The sequence below is a fragment of the Treponema sp. UBA753 genome (assembly GCF_002297325.1).
Lineage (GTDB): Bacteria > Spirochaetota > Spirochaetia > Treponematales > Treponemataceae > Treponema_D.
Window position 1 is genome coordinate 3,807 of sequence record NZ_DBKJ01000026.1, and the last position, 18,751, is coordinate 22,557.

Here is an 18,751-nt window from a genome sequence, read left to right on the forward strand (position 1 = left end):
TAATATTATATCACGTCTCTTCCGCCTTGTCAAGACTTTTTTAATAGACATCTGTCTAATTACCAGTCGCATTCAATAAAATATTCTGGGGCTTCATCAAGTAAAAGTTCCATGTACATCTGTACATTTTTCATACGGCATGCAAAACTAAGCGGGTCATTAGCCTGGTCAAGCGGTGAAATATCATTCATAGCATGATATATAAGTTCTTCTTTATCATAATAAGTTTTAGCGTAAATAAAAGCCTGTTCAATTAGCTTAAGTACGTCCGCGTAGGAAAGCTTAATATCCTTACCATAGCGCTCTTCACCTACCCAGCTTGAAAGAAAGCGGAACGCCGTGCGTCCCCGTCCTTCAAAAAGAATTGCCTCTTCGCCGTTTTTGCGGCACCAAACACGATAGTCAAGCCCCATAATTTTGTCCCCCCTTGATTTTTACAAGAATATTATATCACGTCTCTTCTGATAAGTCAAGGACTTTTTGAGTTATTTTATTTGACGTTTGTCAAGTCCTATTTGTCCCTTCCCTTATCGTCTCTAATATTATAGCATAGACGTCGCGATAAGTCAAGGAAATTCTCGATATTTTTTATTAGACATTTGTCTATCGAAGAACTGTCCTTTTTTATCATCTCTAATATTTTATCACGTTTCCCCCGTTCAGTCAAGACAAAATTAAAAAATTTTTAAAGTTGTTACTTTAATACATAAAAGTGTAGCTGCTTTTGCGCCAACTTTAGTTAACTAAAGTAAAATGGAGGTCGTAGGAAATGTAGCTGCTGCCGCTTCCAACTTAAAAAGAGGAGTTGAAGTCGGTAAGGGAAACGCGCCTATCTATTTCAACTCAAAAAGAAAAGTTGAAGTTGGCACGATTTTGCTGCTGCTTATAAAATGGCTTTAGCAAACTAAAGTGCCGCGTTTGTCAGGTTTTTTCGGGGATAACATTTGCTGCTGCTGCTTATAAGTTGGCTTTAGCGGATTAAAGTGCCAACTTAGGGTTCACTTTAGCGGATTAAAGTGCAACAGGCGCATGCTTTAGCGGATTAAAGTGGTATAACCACCCTCAACTTGTAGAATAAAGTTGAAGTTGGAAACACCAGGCGCACGCTTTAATACATTAGTACATTAACGCACTAAAGTGAAGCAGGCGCATGCTTTAGCACTTTAACGTATAAAAGTAAAAGTACGGCACTTTAACTAGAAAAAGCGGATTATTAGTCCGCTTTAAAATAAATTCCTTTTATGTTAATAATATTATTATTCTTTAATTATACGTGTAACTTAGCAATTCCCCCGTAAAAGTTACAAATGTATTTTAAAATTGTTAATTCAATTTCACTATCATTAAGCGCCATGTGTGCCTCTTTAAAATCATAATCTCTTACAATATAACAATAAACGCTTTCCGCCGTAATTTTTGCTTTTCCATCTTTTCTTAGAAGTTTATTATGGTTAATCCTTTGATTTATATTTCCATAGTATTGTGCATATAAATTATATAAATGGTCGGTAGCGATTGTTTGTATCGTAAGTTCCATAATATCATGAAAGCTTTTTAGCACATAAGGAATTTCAAAGTAATTACAATTGAATTTTAATACTTTTTCGTCAAAACTAGAATTATAAGCAAAAATTCCTTTTATATTATATTTAAGATAATCATGTTTTAAAATTGAATATGCTTCAATAAAAGAGATTTTTTCTAAAGGTTGTTTAGAATCTAATAAATAATCTTCATAAATAGCCCTTTTATTTTCATAATAAGCGGTATCCATGAGCGGTTTATTATCGTAAATTTCTTTAATAAGAAAGTCTCTTTTCTTTAGTATTTTAAAACCACTTGAAACGTCAACAATAACATAGCCTAAATTATAACAATATAATTTATTAAGTGAAATGGTTTCAGTATCTAAAACTATAATATTCATTATTACCTCTTTATAATTTGTGGGGCTATAAAAGCCCCACTTATTTTATTTATTTATTATTTTTAATGTTATCGTCTACAAGCATGTACGTTTTAACTTTACGTGTAACTAGGACTTGTACTTCTTTTTCAGTGCCGTGTTCGATAATACCGGTTGGATTTTTTTCACTCTTAAGAAGCCTAGTAATAGAGCCGCTACTCTTAAACTCAATGTTTAAGGCTTTTCCTATTTCTTGCAAAGTGAAAGCTTTTCCCTTATTTTCAGTAAGGAAGTTTAAGACTTTTTCGGCGGTCGGATTTAATTTTTTTTCATTTTTCATTGTGATTCTACCCCTTTATAATTATTGTTTCGTATCGTCTTATATTTCTTAATTTATTATGGTGGTATCATACTTTCCCCCTTTTAAATGAATACTTCTTTAAGCTGAAATTCAATATCGCTAGAAGTACGCTTAAGGCACAACTCTTTATAAGTATCATAAGCCCTATATTTACTTTCAGTCTTTAACATAATGTGAAAATTTTTTGAAAGTGTCTTGTTTCTACCTAAAATGTAATAATATTTCATAATTTAAAGCCCCCTTTATTCAAGTGCTAGGTGTGGCTATCCACCTAGCACGTTTGTGTTCATCACACTATTAATATTTTTTGTTCGACTCAATCGCAATCAACTCACCCTTAAGACGTTCAATATTAAAGAAACATTGATTGAAATAGTTTTCCGTTTTGGCGTGTCTCATTCTCATTTTCCATAGTTGAATTTCATCTAGTAGTTGCATTTGTTCCTTGTTATACATTTTTATTTACCCCCTTTATATAACTTGTAACATGATTCCGTTTCTTGCACTTTGGATTTTAATACGTCCGCTAGGTGTAAAAAGTAAGTCTTGATAATCGATAACGAACACATAACCCGGCGTTCCGTTTTTGTCTACTTGCTCACTTCCGGTCACTAGTATAATTTTATCCGTTGGTTTTAGGTGTTTACAAGGACGGATGATACTAGAAGCGGTATGAGTACTAGCGTACTTAATTTCATAAGGCACGCCGTGAATAACTATATCCGGTTCATGTGCTTGACTTTTTCCATTAGGTTTACTAGTTAAGCCGTTCATATAGTATAAGGTTTTAAGCGCGACTTCTACTAAAGTACCTTTATTTAAGCCCCCGCTAGGCGTTGTATCTATATCATATTCAAAGATACGATTATAAAACTTAGCAAAAAAAGTAGTCTTTTCAATCAATAAATAAACCCCTTTATCATATGAATGTAAAGTTCTTAAGCGATTAAGTAATTCTTGATTAAATGCTACTTTCATTTTGTACCCCCTTTCGTTGGCGTTAATATTCTCTCATATCCGAAAACTGAATGCAAGAGTTTTTTAAAAATATTTTTGTGGGGGTATTGCGTGGCACTATTTTTTTGACGATTATACCCCTAGGGGGGTACTTTCATTTTCTAAAGTGAATTTTGTTTTTCCTCCGCTTCTAAGAATTCCGCTTCCTATTATCATGTTGCAGACCTTTATCCATAAATAGAATGCGAATATCCATAAAAGGTGATTTGCGTATTCACGGACTTGAGGCTCTACATTGTAAAATCTTGTATATATTGGAGCGAAAATAAAAATTAAAATTCCGATTACGGCGCATCCTGCAACACAGATTTTTATAAACTTCCAGGCAAGAGCGTAGCCTTTGTCAAAGTCATTTGAACCAAGCTCGTTGCCTATGAGAATGCCTGTGGCTGCTGAAAGTCCGCTGAAGAATCCTATTGTTAACCCTTGCACAGGAAAGGTTAACGTAATTGCCGCAAGCTCTGCTGTTCCCATATGTCCGTAAATTGCACTGTAGCCTGCATCTCCCAATGCCCATAAAAGTTCATTTCCAATTGCAGGGAGAGCTGTTATAAAAAATATTTTTAGAAATGAAAAATCATTTTTGCACAAAAGAACAGCTTTCATGTTTGCAGGATGATTTTTTCGTATCATAAAAATAATGAGAATTACGCACTGAACAAATATCGAAATTACAGTTGCAATTGCAGCTCCGTCTGAACCAAGGGCAGGAAATCCTAAAAGTCCAAAAATCATGATTGCATTGAGAACTGTGTTTATTGCTACAGAAATAAATCCTGTTACTAGTGTAGTTTTTGCAAATCCTGTGCTTCTTAGTATTGCAGAACAGCAGCTGATTATTGCAAGAGCAAAATAGCTTAATGAATTTATTCTTAGATAGTTTTTCCCTATTGAAATAACTTCTTTGTCTTTTGTAAAAAATGAAAGAACTAGTTCCGGTGTGAAAAGTGAAAAAATAAAAAATACAAGCGCAACTGCCAATGCTGCAAAAACCGAAGCTCTCATTACGTTTGCGTGCTTGCTGGAATCTTTTGCTCCTTCATATTGAGATGCGAAAATTGAACTTGCGGCTGCAATGCCTCCCAGTGCAAACAGCATTACAAAGCAAGGTCTTCCTGCAAGGCTTACTGCCGCAACTGTTTTTGAGCCTAGCTGACCAATCATAATCTGGTCAATCATTCCTAAGCACGACTGAATTAAATTCTGTAGTGAAATAGGAACGGCAATCGAAATTAAATTGTTCAAAAATGTTTTGTTCTCTGCCTTCATTTTAAAATCCTTTCTCCATTAAAGTTCCAATGCAAATGTCTTTGGAAATAATATCACGGTTGAATTTTTTCCTTAGCTTTTGCAAGTAAATATCAAAGTGAATATGTTCTGAAACGAGATTCACAATCAGCCTGTTGTCGCTTGTCATTCCAAGAAAATCATTTTCTCCGTCTGGCAGCTTTTGAATTTTGTGGTGCGGTCTGTGCGGAAAGAAAACTGCTCTGTCGTTACTTCCTACAATGCAGTGCGCCATATCTGAAACCAAAAGAATTCTTTGTTCTGGGCAGCAGTCTGTTCCGTCAAATCCGCAGAAAAATTCCAGCGGAATTTCAAGAGTGTCTAGATTTTTCCAGCTGAACAAAACAATTCTCACTTTTCTTTTTGCCGCTGAAAGAAGTGCATCCTTAAAGTATTCAAGCGGCATTGAGCAGTTGAACACAATTTCTTTTTTTGCCGCTGCAATAAGTTTGTTTACAACAGAAATGAGCTTTGTTTTGCCTTCGATGTTTACAAAGCGTTCCTGCGTTGAAATCGGCGAATTCAATTCCTTTAGCATTTCTTTTGCTTTTGCGGCATTGTCTGAATACTTTTGAGAAATCTCGTCAATTAAAACATCCGGCGGAACTGCCTGATATTCTGCTGTTGAACCTGGAATGCTTGTTATGCATTCTTTCTTCAATAAATTTTCCAATGCGGAATAAACAGAAGGGCGGGGCGCATTCAGTTTTTTTGCAATCTGATAGCCTCCCATTTTTTCCTCTGGAACAAGCGCACAGTAAACAAGCGATTCCATTTTTGAAAAACCAAGGCTGCCCAGTGTGTCAATGATTTTGTCTGTCATGTTTTTCCTTGAAATATGTTGTTAGTAGTAATTGTTTTACTACTAGTGAATATATCGTTTCTTTTTTTATATGTCAACAAATATTTTATTTATTATAAAAATGGTGGGAATTGCAGGTTTTTAATATAGAAAATCATACTTTTGTTATATTGGTTCTTGTTTTAGAAATAGGAAATGTTAAAATATATAAAAAAAACTGCCATGGCATTTACCAAGGCAGTTTGAAGACTATCCGGTCAGACCAGATAATGACATTGAATTGTTAATATTTTTTGTCTGCGTATCCAATCCAGCCTTCGTTTTCAACAAGGGCTTTTTCAAATCCTTCGAGCTTGAAAGGATAGCTTTTTGAGAGTGAGCCGGCAATGAGTTTTACTTTCCAAGTACCGTCTTCTTTCTGCTCAATTTTGCATTCTGTGTCTTTGTCTGCGAATGTTCTGAACATATCATCGATGTCTTTTTTGCTCATGTCCAGCGCAAGAAGACCGCAGTTGTACATATTCTGGCGGAAAATACGGGCAAAATTTACTGCGATTACACAATAAATTCCGTTTACTTCCAAAGCCCAGGGAGCGTGTTCACGGCTAGAACCACAGCCAAAGTTTTCACGTGTAATGATGACTTTTTTACCCAGAACGTCTGTCTTTGGATTGAAACCTTCAAGCTTTAAATCCTCAAGAAGATACGGCTGGAGCGCCTGCTTTGTATTTTCTGTGAGATACTTTGCAGGAATTATTTCGTCAGTATTAATATCTGAGCGATCCAAGAATAAAACTTGTCCACCAAACTGTTTCATTTTGTTCCTCGTCTTTATTTATTTTTCAGCCTTTAAAAAAGCATGAATTAGTGATTGTTCCAGCAATAGCTGTTGCGGCGGCTGTGGCAGGACTCATAAGATGAACCATTCCGCCTTTTCCCATGCGTCCGTTGAAGTTTCTGTTCGTTGTTGAAGCGCAGACTTCTCCTTCTGCAAGAACTCCGTTGCTCATTCCAAGACAGGCTCCGCAAGTCGGGTTTGTAACGCAGAATCCAGCGTCCATAAAAATCTTTATGATTCCTTCTTCAAGCGCCATTTTATAAACGAGCGGAGTAGCAGGACTTACGATTCCGCGCACACCATCTGCTATTTTGTGTCCTTTTAAAATTTCAGCGGCTACACGAAGGTCGCTTATTCTTCCGTTTGTGCATGAGCCGATGTAAACCTGATCAACTTTTGTTCCTTTCATTTCTGAAACTTTTTTTATCTGGTCAGGCTTGTATTCGATTGTACATACAGGCTCAAGATTTGACAAGTCAAATGTGTAAACTTTTTCGTATTCCGCATCTTCATCATCAATCCATTTGGTGTATTCTTTAAGGGCTGCTTCTTTTGACTCGAATTCATCTTTGATAAATGGCCAAAGATATTCTACTGTTGTCATGTCAGGAAAACAGATTCCGCTTGTTGCGCCGGCTTCAACTGCCATGTTGCAAATTGTCATTCTTTCTTCCATTGACATATTGTCAACAATCGGACCTGTAAATTCTGCAACGCAGTTTGTAGCTCCGTTTACTCCAATCTGACCAATCAGGAAAAGAATCACATCCTTTGCATAAACTCCGTCTTTGAGTTTGCCATTTAGAATAAATTTTATAGCTTTTGGCTCGCGGAAAGAACATACGCCTTTTAATATTCCAACTTCAAGGTCTGTTGTTCCGACTCCAGCTGCAAATGCTCCGAAAGCTCCATGTGTGCAAGTGTGGCTGTCTCCCATGATTACTGTAAATCCAGGGCGGACAAATCCTTTTTCTGGGAAAATTGCATGGCAGACGCCGTTTGCTCCTATGTCAAAGAAATCTTTTATGTTGTTGCGTTTTGCCCAGTCACGGAGAATTTTTTCCTGCATTGCGCATTTACTGTCTTTTGCAGGAGTTACGTGGTCTATGACTGCCTTGATTTTTGTGCTGTCAAAAACTCTGTCTTTGTTCCTTTCAATAAGGTCGTTGATTGCGATTGGCGTTGTGATTTCATGGCAGAAAACCCTGTCAAGCTTAAGAATGTTTGTTCCTTCAAAAGGGGATTCAACCAAATGTGATGAAAAGATTTTCTGTGCTATAGTTTTTCCCATAGAAATTCCTCTGTATTAATAGGCTTTAGTATAATTAAAGTTTATTAAGTAAAAATAAAATTGTCAATATGCTTTTAAGAAACAACATTCTGTGGTTTTCCGCTGACAAAGCATTTTAGGTTTTCTATTACGATATTTAAAAGTCTTTGCCTTGTTTCTGTGGCGGCCCAAGCGATGTGCGGAGTTATAATGCAGTTTTTTGCTCCAAGCAAAGGATTGTCGTTTTTCATAGGCTCTTCGCTTACAACATCCGCTGCGTAGCCTGCAATTTTTCCGCTGTCAAGAAATTCCCTTACATCTTTTTCATTTACAAGCGGTCCTCTGGCTGTGTTTATTAAAAATGCGGTTTTCTTCATTAAAGAAAGAGTTGTTTTGTTTACGACATTTTTAGTTTTTTCAGTTAAAGGCGCATGAAGGGAAATAAAATCAGATTCGTTGAACAAAGTTGAAATATCAACTGGATTTTTTATTTCGGGTTTGGGCGTTCTAGTGCAGACAATAACTTTCATTCCGTATGCTTCCGCAATTCTTGCAACTCTGGAGCCTATACTTCCGTAGCCGAAAATTCCGAGAGTTTTTCCTTCAAGTTCAATAAGCGGAACTTTCCAGTAGCAGAAATCCGGGCATTTTGTCCAGTCTCCAGACATTACGCTGTCTGAATGAAGCTGTGTGTGGCAGGCAAATTCACTTATAAAAGCGAATACAAGCTGCGCGACACCTGCTGTGCTATAAGATGGCACATTTGTTACAGTAACATTATGCCTTTTGCAAGCTTCCAAGTCGATTACATTGTAGCCTGTCGCCTGAACTCCAATATATTTTAGATTCGGACATTTATCAAGAATTTCTTCTGTTATGTTTATTTTATTTAAAAGAATCGCATCGCTGTCGCCAATTCTTTCTGCAACTAGAGAAACTTCTGTCCTTGGAAAAACTGCGACTTGCCCGAATTGTTCTAGCGGCGACCATGAAAGATCGCCTGGATTCAAGGCATTGCCGTCAAGAACTGTTATTTTCATATAGAATTAGCCGAGAGCAATAACGCCAGTGGAGTTGATTGCTGCATTTATCGCATCCTCTATACCAGCTGTTCCTTCGTCAAAGTCAACGCAAACTTGGCATTTTGCTGCTGAAGAGACTACATTTGTAACACCTGCGACTGCTTTTACTGCTGTATCAACTTTTGCTGCCGCCGCATCATCATCCATTCCTGTAACATAAATCTTTTTCTGCATTTTTGTCTCCTAGCAAAATTTTAAATACAAAATTATTATAATAGGGATTATGTTTTTTTTCAAGCAAATTTAACTGCTTGAAGCTGCAGAACGACCTAATTGACCACAAGCACCGCCAATTTTTACACCTCGACGAATTCTTAAGTTTACTTTAAGGTTTGCTTTTTCAAGAATTTTCACAAATTCTTCGCATTCTTTCCTTGAAGGAGTCTTAAATTGTAAATCTTTAACTGGATTCCATGGAATGAGGTTTATGTAAGCGTCAAGGCCTGCGGCAAATTCAATCATTCGTTTTGCGCTTTCTATTCCTGTGTTTTGTCCTGAAAGAAGGGCGGCTTCCAATGTTATTCTTTTTCCAGTTTTCTCAGAATAAAATTTTATCGCTTTTTTTAGTTCAGGCAGTGGATTCCCTTTTGAAACTGGCATAAGCTTTTCCCTAAGAGCAGGATCGGCTGTTGTTAAGGAAATTGCAAGGCGCACAAACGGACCGTTTTCTGCAAGTTCATAGATTCCGCTTATAAGTCCGCAAGTGCTCAATGTAATTCTTCTGGGGCTTAATCCTCTGCCTTTTTTATCTGTTAAAATTGCCACGGCTTTTCTTATTGCATCAAGGTTTTGAAGCGGTTCTCCCATTCCCATAAAAACAATGTTGTCTAGTGTTCCAGCTTCTTTTTCCATAAAGAAGAATTCTTCAACAATTTCTCCGGTGGTAAGATTTCTACCAAGTCCAAGACGTCCTGTCTGGCAAAAAGCGCACCCCATTGCGCAACCAGCCTGGCAACTTACACAGGCAGTTTTTCTTCCTTCTTTATCTGTTAGAAGAACTGTTTCTATTGCAAGTCCGTCTGAAAGTGTAATTTGAAGCTTTATAGTTCCGTCAGGATCTTTTAATACTTCTGTTACTTTTGACGAGCGGAGAAGTGCGTTTTCTTCCAGAAATTTTCTTGTGGCTTTGTCGATGTTTGTCATCTGCTCAAAAGATTCCGCGCCTTTTGAAATCCATTCATAAATTTGCTTTGCGCGGAAAGACGGCGACAATTGAATTTTGTTTGCTATTTCTTCAGGGAAAAGCCCCGAAATTGAAACTTTTTTTTCCATAAAAATGTAATCAGTTTTCTTGAAGTTGGTCTATGAAGTCGTTTATTGCCTGATTTTTTATTCCAAGCTTTTGAAATGAATGAAGAGTTTCCAATGCTTCTTTTTTATTGTTCATTTTTAGATAGCAGTCTGCAAGGTCTATGTAAAGCCGGTAGTTTTTTGGATCTCCATTCACAAGCTGTGTAAGCCTATCTGCCGCTTCTTCAAATTTTCCTTCTCCCTTGCATATAAGGGCAAGCCCTAAGGCTGCATAAATGTCAAAATCTATATCCATTGCACGGTTGTAATATTCTGCGGCTGTGGCATAGTCGCCTGTGTTTCTGTATGCGTCTCCAGTGCGCGTCAGGATGACTTTGTTTTTAGGGTCGATTTCAAGGATTTTATTCCAGTAGCCAATTGAGCGGAACTGCTGGTTCATTCCTCGGTAACAGTCTGCTATTCCGAACAAGGCATAGAAATTATTCGGGTCAAGTTCAAGAGCTTTTTCAAAGTAGGGAAGTCCTTTTTCAAATGTCTTGATTTTTCTGTGGCAGTTTCCTATAGAAGTAAGAACTCTTATATCTACGTGCGAAGGATTCCTTTCCAGCATTCGTGTCCAATAGAAAAGCGCGTCCTTGTATTCCTTAAAATCGTAGTGAAGATGTCCTAGCCCAATCAGCGCATAGGCATTGTTTTCTTCCATGTCGAGGACTTTTAAATAAAGATTCTTTGATTTTTTAAAGTCCCTGATTTTTCTATAGGCATCGGCGACTCTTGTTAAGACAGTTATGTTTCTGTCATCATGGACAAGATATTGCTCCCAAATTTCTATGGCTTTTTTATACTGATTTATTGCCTTGTAGCAGTCCGCAAGTCCAAAAAGCGCGTAGTTGTTTCCGGGATGGCAGGAAAGGCATTTTGAGTAATATTCTATCGCTTCTTTAAAGTGGCATTGCTTGCGCTCGCTGTCGCCAAGTCCTACAAGCGCATAATTGTTGTTTTCTTCTATATTAAGAATCTGGCTGAATGCTTCTATGGCTTCTTTTGTGCTGTTATCCTTTAAATACTGATAACCTTTTTTTGAAAGCTCGCTTATTGCTGCGTTTGCGCCGTCTGTTTTGTTGAATTCCTGTGTCTGTGAAAAACTGAATTCTTCCGGTTTAAATTCATCAGCCATTTTTTTACCTCTCTTAACTTTTTAGCATAACAGACACAGTCTGCGATATTTTTTCTATAATTGGTTCGCTTTTTCTTTTGTTATGGGCAAGAAGATACATTTTCAGCGCATCTAAATATTTATTTTCTTTGTTATAATTGTCTCCTATTCTTGTAAGGCCGTCTGAATATCCTGTAGTAATGAAAATTCTTTTTGCCATTTCAACTTTGCCTTCGTTGAGCAGTGCGTTTGCTTTTCTGTTAAGGACGACTTTTTGCTGGTCAGAAAGCCCTTCTAGCGGCAAATCGGAAGTCTTTATGAATTTAAGTTCTTCTGGCTTTGAGTCGATTTGATTTTTTAAATTACTTGTCATTACTTTTAACCTTATAGAATACAGTTTTAATTGTAACTTGTTATTTCGATTTGTCAAGCAATGGTTTTAAAGTCTTTTAATTTGTCTGCTTGGCGTTTTCTTCATATTTATAGAAGTTTACGATTGAGCGCCCGTAAATTCTTTTGTCTGAAAGAACAAGATTTCCTATTTTATCTGGAAGCGGATCTTCTGCAGGGTAGTGGATTAAAAGCTGGCCGTTTTTTGTAAGAAGTTCTCTTGTTCCGGCAGTTTCCACAAGTTCTTTTCTGAATTTATATGGAAAAGGCGGATCTAAAAATATATAGTCAAATTTTTCTTTGCAGCGTTTTAAAAAAAGCTCAACAGCCATAAAGCGGCAGTTTATACGGACTCCGACTTCTTCTGCCATTTTTACATTTTTGAGGATTGTCTTTGCCTTTGACTTGTCCATTTCGCAAAGTGTTACTGCGGAAGCTCCGTGCGAAACTGCTTCAAGTGCAATTGTTCCAGAGCCGCTGAACAAGTCAAGAAAAGATTTCCCTTCAAGAGAGAATCCTAGTATGTTGAAAACGGACTCTCTCATTTTGTCCATTGCAGGACGAATCGCCATTTTTCCGTAAGGAGTTTCTGTAACACGCCCTTTTAGCTTTCCGCCTGTAATTCTCATTTTTAGTTTGCTCCGTTGAGAGACCAGTAAATGTCGTCGTGGGCAAGATTTTTGTTTGCTTTTGCGTAGTCAAAGGCTGTGTTTCCGTTTTCATCCTGAAAAGCCGGATTCGCGCCTGCATCTATGAGCTGCTTTAAAACCAAAGTTGATTTTCCGTATTGCGCCGCGTACATCAATGGGCTTTGTCCTTTCCACAAGCGGTTCAGCGGAATTCCCATGTCAAGGAACAGCTTGATTTTTGCTTCGCGTATGTGGTCAGAAGATGAATTTCCTGTTATTGCAAAGATAAATGCCCTGAAAACTTCATCTTCGGAAATGCTTCTGTTTTTTAGAAGAACTGAAATTATTTCAGGATTCTGTGAATAATCCGCAGCCATTAAAAGTGGAGTTGCATTGAATTTGTTTCTTACACGGATATATGCGGCGTTTTCAATGAGCATATTAAGAATATTCAGGTTGTTTTGGTATCTTACCGCGTACATTAAAGCTGTCCAGCCGTCTTTGTCCCTAAGATTTACGTCTGCTCCGTTTTTAAGAAGCAAATTTACGTCCCAGTCGTTTCCGGCTTTTGCTGCTCTCATAAGAAGTGTAACGCCGTTTTTGTCTGCCGCGTTCGGATTTTCTATGTATTCGGTTTTATTTTCAGGCGGCTGTTCTGCTGGTTTGTCTTCGTTTTCTGCGTAGTCTAAAAGAAATGCGCTTGCGTACTGCTGAATTTCAGCTTGCTTTGCATTTTCTGCTTCTGCATTTGAAGTGTTTGAGTCAATTGAAGTTGATTGCGCTGTTTGCTCTGAAGGTTGTGCGGCTTCTGTTGTTGGAGTGGCGGCAGTTTCCTGTGCTGGTGGCTCTGGAACATAAAGTCCTTGAGGATCTTCTGTGTATTCCGTGAGTTTTTGATAAACGCTGTATTCAGGATTCATTCTTGCGTATGCGAACGAGTTCATTCCACTTTTGTCTTTCTGCAGAACTCTTGCGTCCCGGCTGCGCTTTAAAACGATTCCGTACTTTGCAATAAGGTCGATTACATTTTTGTCAGAGGAATACTGGGCTGCGTACATCAGCGGAGTTTTTCCTTCTTTTGTCTTTACGCTTGGATTCGACTCTTTTTCGAGGCAAAGGTTTATGATGCCAATGTCTCTGTTGTTTTTCAGGGCGAGCATAAGAAATGTTTCTCTGTTGGTTCCGAATACCTGAGTAGAAAGATTCCGGTTTTCTTTAAATGCTTGGCGGATTTCTGCTTCCGTTCCCTGTTTTGCAAGCAGCTCGTAGTCAACATCGTCTTTTGCGTACATGGCGGCAGGAATAAGCGCGGCCAGTAAAAATACAAATAAAAACTTCTTCTTCATATATTGCAATTATATTCAACTGCGCTGAAAAAAACAATAATATTGAAAAAAAATCCCTTTGACTTTTGATATATGGCATGATAGAATTTGCTGAAATTTTTGCATCCAGTTTGGAAGGCAGAACTTTTAGATTAACTAATAGAAGGAAAAGTTATGAAATTTGGACATTATGATGATGTAAACAGGGAATACGTCATTGAAACTCCACAGACACCTTACCCTTGGATTAACTACCTTGGAAACGAGAAGTTTTTCTCTCTTATTTCCAATACAGCAGGTGGTTATGCCTTTTATACAGACGCCCGTTTGCGCCGCTTGACCCGTTACCGCTACAACGATATTCCGCTTGACTCTAACGGACGCTATTTCTATATCAAGGACGGAGATACAGTTTGGAATCCTGCATGGCAGCCAACTCAGACTCCTCTTGACAGCTACGAGTGCCGCCACGGATTTGGATATACAAAATTCGCTTCTAAGAAAAACGATGTTTCCGCCCAGGTTCTTTGCATGGTTCCTAATGGCGTTAACTGCGAAGTTGAAATGGTTACACTTAAGAACGAAGGAAAGTCTGAAAAAAAGCTTTCTCTTGTTTCTTTTGTCGAGTGGTGTCTTTACAACGCTTCTGACGACTGCCAGAACTTCCAGAGAAACTTTTCTACTGGCGAAGTTGAAATTGAAGGCAGCGTAATTTATCACAAGACTGAATACCGCGAGCGCCGCAATCACTTTACATTCTATTCTGTAAATGCTCCTGTTGACGGATTTGACACAGACCGCGAGACTTGGCTTGGACTTTACAATCCTCTTTCTAAGCCAAAGACTGTAATGGAAGGAAAAAGCGGAAACTCTGTTGCTGACGGATGGAGCCCGATTGCTTCTCACCGCCTGAATGTTGAACTTAAGGCTGGAGAGGAAAAAACTTTTGTTTTTGTTCTTGGATATGTTGAAAATGACCAGGATAAAAAGTGGACAACACAGACAAAAGGCGAGCTTCTTCGCACAAACACAGCAAGCGGAATTATCAATAAAGAGAAGGCTTATGCAATTCAGGAAAGATTCAGCACAAAAGAAAAAGTAGAAAAGGAATTCAGCGTTCTTAAGGAATTCTGGAATGAAATTCTTTCTCACTTTACTCTTAAGACTGGAGACGAAAAACTTGACCGCATGGCTCTGTGGAACCAGTACCAGTGCGTTGTTACGTACAACTTTGCGCGCTCAGCTTCTTACTTTGAAAGCGGAATCGGACGTGGAATGGGCTTCCGTGATACTTCTCAGGATATGCTCGGCGCAGCTCATCAGCTTCCTAACTCAAGAATCCGCGAGCGTCTTTTTGATGTTGCTGCTACACAGTTTGAAGACGGTTCAGCTTACCATCAGTTCCAGCCGCTTACAAAACGTGGAAATGCAGACATCGGCTCTAACTTTAATGATGATCCGCTCTGGCTTGTGCTTGGTGTTGGACGCTATATTTGTGAAACTGGCGACAAGGACTTCCTTAATGAAATGGTTCCTTTTGACAACAGCGAGACAAACAAGGCCACAATGTATGAGCACCTTAAACGCTCTTACCGCTATATCACAACCCACATGGGACCGCACGGACTTCCTCTTATTGGACGCGCTGACTGGAACGACTGTTTGAACTTGAACTGCTTTAGCATGAATCCGAATGATTCTTTCCAGACTTGCACAAACAAGGAAGGCAAGAACGCTGAGTCTGTAATGATTGCGGAAATGTTTGTCTATGTAACTCCTGACTATGCGGCAATGTGCCGTCTTCAGGGCGATGAAGAAGAAGCTAAGTTTGCAGAAGATGCCGCAAAGAAAATGGAAGAGGCAATCTGCACTGCTGGCTGGGACGGAGAATGGTATGTGCGCGCTTATGATGATGCCGGAAACAAAATTGGCTCGCATGAATGCAAGGACGGAAAAATCTTTATTGAGTCGCAGGGATTCGGAACAATGGCAAAAGTCGGAAAAGACAAAGGCTATCCAGAAAAATCTCTTGACAGCGTAAAGAAATATCTTGATTCAAAGTACGGAATCGTAATCTGCTGGCCTGCATATCAGGATTACCACATTGAGCTTGGAGAAGTTTCTTCTTATCCGCCTGGATACAAAGAGAACGGAGGAATTTTCTGCCATAACAATCCGTGGGTAATTATCGGTGAAGTTGTAAACGGTCGTCCTCAGGATGCGTTTGAGCATTACAAAAAGATTGCTCCGGCTTATGTTGAAGAAATTTCAGACATTCATCGCACAGAGCCTTATGTTTACAGCCAGATGGTCGCTGGAAAAGAAGCCCGCCGCGAAGGTGAAGCAAAGAACTCTTGGCTTACAGGAACAGCAGCCTGGAACTTTGTTGCATTGAGCCAGTATCTTTGCGGACTTCGCCCAAGCTATGAAGGCCTTGTTGTTGAGCCTCGTCTTCCTGAACATGTTAAGACTGCCGAAATGACACGCAAATTCCGCGGAGTTGAATACGTAATCAGTGTAAAGAACAACAAGAACGACGGAGATGTAAAAGTTGAAGTTGTTTCCGGCGGAAAAGCTAACGGAACTACTGTTGTTGCCGACAGCGGCGCAAAGCAGGTTAAAGTTTCTGTAACTGTAGGCTAGTTTGATTTAATTTAAAAACACTTTTTGCTATATGCCGTGTGTTTCTTGCACGGTGTATAGCTTTTTTTTGAAAAGAAATTTTTCAGTTTGATTATAACTTTATAGGATTGTATTCGCCTGCGTTTTCCTTGAAAATCACATCGATAGGAACAAAGATTCTCTGCGGAATTTCTTGAAGAAGAACTTTGCTTTTAAAAATTTCATTCACGCTTGTGTAGCCTTGGTATTCAGGACGCTGTGAAATTACGCAGTCAATGTTTCCGGTCATAAGTCCGTTTCTGTTTTGTTCTTGCATATCGTAGCTTATCAGGGCGACTTTGCTTTTCCTGTTTGTGTAGCTAAGGTACTGACCGATTATGTAACCTTCCGTGTGAGTTGCGAAAATTCCATTTATTTCTGGCTCGGATTTGAACAAATTGTCCAGAAAATTAAAAATTCCTTGATTTGACTCATTTGTGCAGAGAGTTTCTATTACTTGGCAATTTGTGTCATGGCTAAAATAATCCGTAAATCCCCTTAGACGCTCCAAAAGATTGTATGAATCCTTGTAAAAACGAAGCACAGAAAATTTTCCGCTTTCCTTTAGGAGTTTCATTATGTGTCCCGCGCATTGTCCGCCTCTGTACGGATTCTGCGCTATTGTAATAGTCGGATTTGCTCTTGGTAGCGGGGAGTCTACGAAAATGTAAGGAATCTTTATCTGGCTGAATATTTCTTCTGCTTCCTGCGGAACAATTGGAACTGTTATCAGCGCCTGCAAATTTTTTACAAACAGCCTTTGTGAAGCCTTTGTCATTGAGCCGTATTCAGTTCTGTCAAAGTATTCAAATTCGAGCTTTATTCCAAACGCGGAAAGTTCTGATTCGGCTTCTTTCATTCCCTTGAATATCATTTGCCAGTAGCCGCTTCCAGAGACGGGCGGAGGCATTAAAACTCCAATAACAAAAGGCTTGTTCTTTTTTAGTGTACGGGCAAGGGGGTTCGGAGTGTATCCATATTTTTCGATTACGGCTTCTACCGCAAGTTTTGTTTTTTCGGAAACTTTTCCTCTGTTATGCAGAACTCTGTCTACTGTTCCAATTGAAACGCCTGATTTTTTTGCTATTTCTGTTATTGTCATAGCCGCCTCTTATTTTGTCAAATCGTGTTGACGTACACATTTTAGCATTGTTTTTTTCGTGGCGCAAATAATTTTCACTTGTTTTGTGAAAAAAAGTTTTCTAGTGAAAATCGTATTAATTTTTGTTTATTTTTTTGAACTATATTATTATTTTTCTTTGTTTTTGTGCATGAAAATCACCTTTTTTAAGTGTATTTATAACTAAAATTTATAAAAGAATTTATTTGACAAATGTGCGGAACGGGTTTATATATTGATTATAGTGTTAACGAACACACGAAAAATTCTGTTTAACTATTTTTTTGGAGGACAAAATATGAAAAAAACAGTTTGCGCTGTGCTTGGCATGGCTTTGATTGGCGGCGCGGTTTTTACCGGATGCTCTAAAGCTGGTGGCGATGTCGTAATGAACAAGGACAAGCCGCTTGTTTTCTTTAACAGACAGCCTTCAGATCCTACAACTGGCGAAATCGATATGGCTACAATGAATTGGAACAGCAAGACTTACTATGTTGGCTTTGATGCTGCTGGCGGCGGTGCTGTTCAGGGAAAACTTATTGCTGACTATCTTGCTTCCGCTGATCCTGCCGTTATTGACCGCAACGGAGATGGAATTCTCGGATATGTTCTTTGCATTGGAGATGTCGGACACAATGACTCTAAGGCTCGTACAGAGGGAATCCGCAAGGCTCTCGGAACTTGGGACGGCTCTACAGATCCTGGAAAAGTAAAGGAAGGCTCTATTTCTGTAGGCGGAAAAACACTGAAAGTTGTTGAGCTTGAAGGAAAGGCGATGACTGGAACTGACGGTTCTACTTGGAACGCAAACGCTGCTACAGAAGCAATGGGCGGCTGGGCTACAAAATTCGGAAATCAGCTTGACATGGTAGTTTCTAACAACGACGGAATGGCAATGGGTTGTCTTCAGGCTTCAAACTACCCAGCTGGAGTTCCAGTATTCGGATATGATGCAAACGCTGACGCAATCGAAGCAATCGGCGCTGGAAAACTCACAGGAACAGTTTCTCAGAACGTAGACGCTCAGGCAACGGCAACTTTGCAGGTTCTTCGCAATCTTCTCGATGGACTTACAGGCGAAGATGTTTACAAGAAAGGAATTTCAGAGCTGGATTCTTATGGAAACAAGATTTCTGCTCCTGTTCAGTATGTTGATTCAACAAAGGCTTTGCTTGCTGAAAACTCTGGAGTAAACAGTGGAAACTGGCAGCAGTACACAGCAGGAAACCGCGATTCAGGTGTAAAGAAATCGACTGCTCCTTCAAAGAAAGTTTTGCTTACAATTTACAACTCTGCGGATAACTTCCTTTCGTCTTCTTATCTTCCTGCTTTGCAGTACTACGCTCCGCTTTTGAACATTGACCTTACAGTAGTTCAGGGAGACGGACAGAACGAATCTAGCTGTCTTGACAGATTTACAAACCTTAACAACTACGATGCTTATGCAATCAACATGGTTAAGACAAATTCTGGAAGAGACTATACAGACAAGCTCAAGTACTAATAAAGTTTAATTTTGGGGCTGGATGAAAATTTCAGCCCGATTTTCAGAAGGTATTTGATTTTTTTTAAGATTGGGGATGTCTAATAAGTTCTAAATGTCATTGTCGTACTTGATACGACAATCTCTAAATGATTGCAATATATGCATTTAGA

At 38.8% G+C, this 18,751-nt stretch carries 18 protein-coding genes; 2 read left to right on the plus strand and 16 right to left on the minus strand.

The genetic code is table 11. The annotated features are described in order from the left end of the window. Positions 1 to 59 precede the first annotated feature (59 nt). The 15 genes from B4C08_RS01935 to B4C08_RS02005 form a co-directional block, all read right to left on the minus strand. Positions 60 to 413, minus strand: a complete 354-nt coding sequence (locus B4C08_RS01935) for a hypothetical protein (protein WP_296662329.1) — start codon at positions 411 to 413, stop codon at positions 60 to 62. Between the two features lie 854 nt (positions 414 to 1,267). Then, a complete protein-coding gene (locus B4C08_RS01940) occupies positions 1,268 to 1,927 on the minus strand; it encodes a hypothetical protein (RefSeq protein ID WP_296662331.1) in 660 nt (219 codons plus the stop codon). 49 nt (positions 1,928 to 1,976) lie between these two features. Further along, the gene (locus B4C08_RS01945) at positions 1,977 to 2,246 is read right to left on the minus strand and encodes a hypothetical protein (RefSeq protein WP_296662333.1); all 270 of its coding nucleotides are present in this window, start codon (positions 2,244 to 2,246) and stop codon (positions 1,977 to 1,979) included. Between the two features lie 492 nt (positions 2,247 to 2,738). Further along, entirely contained in the window at positions 2,739 to 3,245 is a 507-nt protein-coding gene (locus tag B4C08_RS01950) for a hypothetical protein (RefSeq protein ID WP_296662334.1), read from the minus strand. A gap of 111 nt (positions 3,246 to 3,356) precedes the next feature. Beyond that, positions 3,357 to 4,553, minus strand: a complete 1,197-nt coding sequence (locus B4C08_RS01955; RefSeq protein WP_296662336.1) for an MATE family efflux transporter — start codon at positions 4,551 to 4,553, stop codon at positions 3,357 to 3,359. Position 4,554: 1 nt separating this feature from the next. Beyond that, positions 4,555 to 5,394, minus strand: a complete 840-nt coding sequence (locus B4C08_RS01960) for a TrmB family transcriptional regulator (RefSeq protein ID WP_296662338.1) — start codon at positions 5,392 to 5,394, stop codon at positions 4,555 to 4,557. A gap of 262 nt (positions 5,395 to 5,656) precedes the next feature. After that, positions 5,657 to 6,190, minus strand: a complete 534-nt coding sequence (locus B4C08_RS01965; RefSeq protein WP_013701560.1) for a 3-isopropylmalate dehydratase small subunit — start codon at positions 6,188 to 6,190, stop codon at positions 5,657 to 5,659. A gap of 25 nt (positions 6,191 to 6,215) precedes the next feature. Beyond that, positions 6,216 to 7,502, minus strand: a complete 1,287-nt coding sequence (locus B4C08_RS01970; RefSeq protein ID WP_296662340.1) for a 3-isopropylmalate dehydratase large subunit — start codon at positions 7,500 to 7,502, stop codon at positions 6,216 to 6,218. A 74-nt stretch (positions 7,503 to 7,576) separates the two neighbouring features. After that, positions 7,577 to 8,521, minus strand: a complete 945-nt coding sequence (locus B4C08_RS01975) for a D-2-hydroxyacid dehydrogenase (RefSeq protein ID WP_296662342.1) — start codon at positions 8,519 to 8,521, stop codon at positions 7,577 to 7,579. Positions 8,522 to 8,527: 6 nt separating this feature from the next. Next, on the minus strand, positions 8,528 to 8,737 hold the full coding sequence (locus B4C08_RS01980; RefSeq protein WP_295800367.1) for a heavy metal transporter: 210 nt from the start codon (positions 8,735 to 8,737) through the stop codon (positions 8,528 to 8,530). A 69-nt stretch (positions 8,738 to 8,806) separates the two neighbouring features. After that, on the minus strand, positions 8,807 to 9,835 hold the full coding sequence (rlmN, locus tag B4C08_RS01985) for a 23S rRNA (adenine(2503)-C(2))-methyltransferase RlmN (RefSeq protein ID WP_296662344.1): 1,029 nt from the start codon (positions 9,833 to 9,835) through the stop codon (positions 8,807 to 8,809). Between the two features lie 10 nt (positions 9,836 to 9,845). Further along, positions 9,846 to 10,991 carry a tetratricopeptide repeat protein gene (locus B4C08_RS01990; protein WP_296662345.1) on the minus strand — a complete coding sequence of 382 codons (1,146 nt, stop codon included), beginning with the start codon at positions 10,989 to 10,991 and terminating at the stop codon, positions 9,846 to 9,848. Positions 10,992 to 11,004: 13 nt separating this feature from the next. Next, positions 11,005 to 11,343, minus strand: a complete 339-nt coding sequence (locus B4C08_RS01995; protein WP_296662347.1) for a hypothetical protein — start codon at positions 11,341 to 11,343, stop codon at positions 11,005 to 11,007. 76 nt (positions 11,344 to 11,419) lie between these two features. Further along, entirely contained in the window at positions 11,420 to 11,989 is a 570-nt protein-coding gene (gene rsmD / locus B4C08_RS02000) for a 16S rRNA (guanine(966)-N(2))-methyltransferase RsmD (RefSeq protein WP_296662349.1), read from the minus strand. A gap of 2 nt (positions 11,990 to 11,991) precedes the next feature. Next, complete coding sequence (locus tag B4C08_RS02005; RefSeq protein WP_296662351.1) at positions 11,992 to 13,335, minus strand: ankyrin repeat domain-containing protein; 1,344 nt, start codon at positions 13,333 to 13,335, stop codon at positions 11,992 to 11,994. A gap of 153 nt (positions 13,336 to 13,488) precedes the next feature. Between B4C08_RS02005 and B4C08_RS02010 the strand changes: the two genes are divergently transcribed. Next, positions 13,489 to 15,957 (plus strand): GH36-type glycosyl hydrolase domain-containing protein, encoded by a 2,469-nt coding sequence (locus B4C08_RS02010; protein ID WP_296662353.1) that lies wholly within the window; start codon positions 13,489 to 13,491, stop codon positions 15,955 to 15,957. Between the two features lie 91 nt (positions 15,958 to 16,048). On the opposite strand, the gene B4C08_RS02015 is transcribed toward B4C08_RS02010, so the two are convergent. Then, on the minus strand, positions 16,049 to 17,077 hold the full coding sequence (locus B4C08_RS02015; RefSeq protein ID WP_296662356.1) for a LacI family DNA-binding transcriptional regulator: 1,029 nt from the start codon (positions 17,075 to 17,077) through the stop codon (positions 16,049 to 16,051). Positions 17,078 to 17,423: 346 nt separating this feature from the next. Here B4C08_RS02015 and B4C08_RS02020 point away from each other — a divergent pair, with 346 nt between their 5' ends. Next, positions 17,424 to 18,599 (plus strand): substrate-binding domain-containing protein, encoded by a 1,176-nt coding sequence (locus tag B4C08_RS02020; RefSeq protein WP_296662358.1) that lies wholly within the window; start codon positions 17,424 to 17,426, stop codon positions 18,597 to 18,599. Positions 18,600 to 18,751: the final 152 nt, after the last annotated feature.